Below are 4062 nucleotides of genomic sequence, written 5' to 3'. Positions count from 1 at the left end.
TGTTGCGGGCGGCCTGCAGGCGCAGCGTCTGGCCTCGGACCAGCCGCCAGACGGGGTCGGTCCGGCCCATCGATTCTTGCGATTGCTGCATGCTCATGTCGTGCTCCCTCGGACCCTGTATTGGTGGATCCATGCGTCATATCATCGTGAAGAACCGGCCCACGATCCAATGAGATCGCGGCCCCAATTGATGACATGAACGCATGAATACCTCACGCCAGCGCCCGCTCGCCGTCGGCCCGATCCGCGCCTTCGAGGCCGTCGCGCGCCACCTCAGCTTCCGTGCCGCGGCCGAGGAGCTGCACCTCACGCAGCCGGCCATCAGCCGCCAGATCCAGTCGCTGGAGGACGAGGTCGGCAGCTCGCTGTTCACCCGCGGCACCCGCAGCGTCGCCCTCACCGGCGACGGTGTCGCGCTGCTCGCTGCGGTGACGCCGGCGCTGGAGCGGCTCGATGCCGGCGTGCGCCAGATCCGCAGCGCGCGCGGCCGGCGCGGCGTGAACCTCAACACCTTCCCGTCGTTCGCCTCGCTGTGGCTGCTGCCGCGCATCGAGGCCTACCAGCGCGACCACCCCGACCTCGACATCCGCATCGACGCCAACGACCGGTTGGCCGACCTGGACGACCCCGAGGTCGAGATCGTGATCCGCTACTGCAGCGCGCAGCGCGCCCCGGCCGGCGCCGTGCGGCTGTTCGGCGAGACGCTGACGCCGGTGGCGAGCCCGCGCCTGCTCGAGCAGGCCGCGAGCGGCGCCGCGCCGCCGCTGCGCACACCGGCCGACCTGGCGCTGCACACGCTGCTGGAGGAAGACAGCCTGCAGGCGAGCACCCAGTTCGTCAGCTGGCGGCACTGGCTGGCGGTGCAGGCCCTGCCTGCGCTGGAGCCGCGACGCTGGATCTACCTGAACTTCACCTACCAGCAGGTGCAGGCTGCGCTGGCCGGCCAGGGCATCGCGCTGGCCCGGCTGGCGCTGGTCGACGAATCGCTGGCGCGCGGCGAGCTGGTGGAACCCTTCGGGCCGGCCTTCCGCACCCGCAGCCCCTACAGCTACTGGCTGATCATCGCCGGCAGCAAGCGCGACCGTGCGGAGGTCCAGCGCTTCGCGAGCTGGGTGCAGGCGCAGGGCGCGTCGACGCGCCAGGCCATCGGCGAGACCGAGTTCGATTGACCCTGCGCTCGGCAGCATGTCAGATGCACGCACCCGGTGACTGCGTAAAATTCGAGCGGAACCGAAGCCCATCGTGACGGCTCCCTCCGTGGCATGACCCTGCAGACCCCGACACCCCTCCGCTGCCACATCCTGCTCCGCGCGGTCGCCCTTGCCGCGATCACCGGGGCCCTGGCCTTGCCCTCCGCGCCGGTCGCCGCGCAGACCGCCAACGACACGGTTCTCGAAGCCCGCGAGGCGCTGCGCAAGCGCGACAAGCCGCGCCTGGCGGCCACGCGTGCGGCGGCACTGGCCGCGAACCACCCGCTCGCGATGTGGCCCGACTACTGGGAACTCGGCAACCGCCTCGCCGACGCACAGCAGGACGAACTGAATGCCTTCTACGCGCGCTGGCCGGGCACCTATGTCGAGGACCGGCTGCGCAACGACTGGCTGCTCGAGCTGGGCCGCCGTCGCGACTGGGGCAACTTCCGCGCGGAATACCCGCGCTTCAAGCTCGACGACGATCGCGAGGTGCGCTGCTACGCGCTGCTGACGCGGCACCTCGATGGCCAGGACGTGACGGACGACGCCCGCGCCGCCTGGTTCGCGCAACGCGATGCCGACGACGGCTGCGCGCTGCTGGCCAGCACGCTGTTCGATGCCAAGCGGATCGGCCGCGACGACGTCTGGCGCAAGACGCGGCTGGCGGTCGAGGCCAACCGCCCCCGCATGGCCCGCCAAGCCGCCGCGATGCTGGGCGACGACATGGCCAATGCGGTCGGCGAACTGAACGACAACCCGCAGCGCTACCTGACGCGCAAGGCCGCGACGCAGGGCCGCGGTGCCAGCGAGCTGACCGCGCTGGCGCTGATCCGCAGCGCCGCGAACGACCCCGACGTGGCGGCCACCGCGATGAACGATCGCTGGGCCGCGCGGCTGCCGGCGGACCTGTCCGCGTGGGTCTGGGCCAGCGTCGGCAAGCAGGCGGCGCTCAAGCTCAGCACCAGCGCCTCCGACCACTTCCAGCGTGCCGAGCTGACACGCACCGGCAACGTCGACGTGGCGCTGCCCGACGACACGCTGGCGTGGAAGCTGCGCGCCGCCCTGCGCGCCAACAACGGCGCGGGCCGCTGGCAGCAGGTGATGCAGGCCGTCACCGCGATGAGCAGCAGCGAGCAGCGCGAGCCCGCGTGGATCTACTGGAAGGCGCGCGCGCTGCAGGCGCTGGCCGGCAGCAGCCAGGACGGCGTCGCGCTGGGTGCGCAGGCGCGCGAGCTGCTCGCGTCGATCGCGAGTCCGCTGCACTTCTACGGCAAGCTGGCCATGGAAGACCTCGGGCAACCGCTGGTCCTGCCCGCCGCACCGGCACCGCTCACGCCCGAGGAGCGCAACGCCGCGGCCCAGCACCCCGGCCTGAAGCGCGCGCTGCTGCTGATCGAACTCGACCTGCGCAGCGAAGGCGTGCGCGAGTGGAACTTCTCTCTGTTCGGCATGGGCGAACGCGAGCTGCTGGCCGCTGCCCAGCTGGCCTGCGAGCGCCAGGTGTGGGACCGCTGCATCAACACCAGCGAGCGCACCCGCGAGCAGGTCGACATGGCACAGCGCTTCCCCACGCCCTACCGCAGCGATGTGGTGGCGCGCGCGCGCGAGGCGGGGCTGGACCCGGCCTACGTCTACGGCCTGATCCGCCAGGAGTCGCGCTTCATCACCAGCGCGCGTTCGTCGGTCGGCGCCTCGGGGCTGATGCAGCTGATGCCGGCCACCGCCAAGTGGACCGCCCGCAAGCTGGGCATCGACTACACGCACGACCGCATCACCGAGCACGGCACCAACCTGCGGCTCGGCACCGGCTACCTGAAGATGGTGCTCGACAGCTTCGACGGCTCGCAGGCCATGGCCGCGGCCGGCTACAACGCCGGCCCGAACCGGCCGCGCAAGTGGCGCGAAGGGCCGTCGCTGGACGCGGCGGCCTGGGCCGAGAACATTCCCTTCACCGAGACGCGCGACTACGTGAAGAAGGTGCTCTCCAACGCCACCGACTACGCCGCGCTGCTGAGCGGCCAGCCGCAGTCGCTGCGCGCGCGGCTGGGCAGCGCGATCGGCCCGCACCCCGGCGCGGCCGATCCGGCCGAGCGCGAGCTGCCCTGACGAAGCCTGCCCCATGAAGAACCTGCTGATCCTCGGTGGCACCGGCTTTGTCGGCAGTGCCTTGTGCGAGAAGCTCGTCGAGCACTTCGGTGCAGCGGGCGCCCGCCTCACGGTACCGACCCGTCGCGCCGAGCGCGCCAAGCGGCTGGCGATGCTGCCGACCGTCGAGCTGGTCGAGACCGACCTCCACGACGACGGGCGGCTGACGCGGCTGCTGTTCGGCCGCGACGCGGTGATCAATCTGGTGGCGATCCTGCACGGCAGCGCCGAGGAGTTCGAGCGGGTGCACGTCGCGCTGCCGCAGCGGCTGGCGCGGGCCTGCAAGGTGGCCGGCGTCCCGCGCGTGGTGCACGTGAGCGCCCTCGGCGCCGCGGCCGACGCGCCCTCGAACTACCTGCGCTCCAAGGCCGTCGGCGAGGCGGCGCTGCGCGCAGCCGGGCTCGACCTCACGGTGCTGCGGCCATCGGTCATCTTCGGGTCGGGCGACCGCTTCCTGAACCTGTTCGCGCAGCTGCAGGCGGTGTTCCCGCTGATGCCGCTGGCGGGCGCCGACGCGAGGTTCCAGCCGGTGTGGGTCGAGGACGTGGCTGCAGCGATCGTGCGCAGCCTGGTGTCGCCGGCGCCCGAGGTCGTGGAATGCGTCGGCCCGCACGTCTACACGCTGGCCGAACTGGTGCGGCTCGCCGGCCGCTGGTCGGGCCACGAGCGGCCGTGCTGCCGCTGCCCGACGCGCTGGGCCGCGCCCAGGCCGCGCTGCTCGCGC

At 72.2% G+C, this 4062-nt stretch carries 3 protein-coding genes; all 3 read left to right on the top strand.

The genetic code is table 11. The annotated features are described in order from the left end of the window. Positions 1-203 precede the first annotated feature (203 nt). The gene (locus Y694_RS20160; protein ID WP_036235860.1) at positions 204-1169 is read left to right on the top strand and encodes a LysR family transcriptional regulator; all 966 of its coding nucleotides are present in this window, start codon (positions 204-206) and stop codon (positions 1167-1169) included. A 93-nt stretch (positions 1170-1262) separates the two neighbouring features. Further along, on the top strand, positions 1263-3299 hold the full coding sequence (locus Y694_RS20155; RefSeq protein WP_197028833.1) for a lytic transglycosylase domain-containing protein: 2037 nt from the start codon (positions 1263-1265) through the stop codon (positions 3297-3299). A 13-nt stretch (positions 3300-3312) separates the two neighbouring features. Further along, the coding region (locus Y694_RS20150) for a complex I NDUFA9 subunit family protein (protein ID WP_051495932.1) at positions 3313-4062 on the top strand (750 nt) is incomplete at its 3' end.

The sequence above is a fragment of the Methylibium sp. T29-B genome, assembly GCF_000576225.1.
In the GTDB taxonomy this organism is placed as follows: Bacteria; Pseudomonadota; Gammaproteobacteria; order Burkholderiales; family Burkholderiaceae_C; genus Methylibium; species Methylibium petroleiphilum.
The sequence above is the reverse complement of the archived record's forward strand: the minus strand, read 5'-3'. Positions and strand labels throughout refer to the sequence as shown.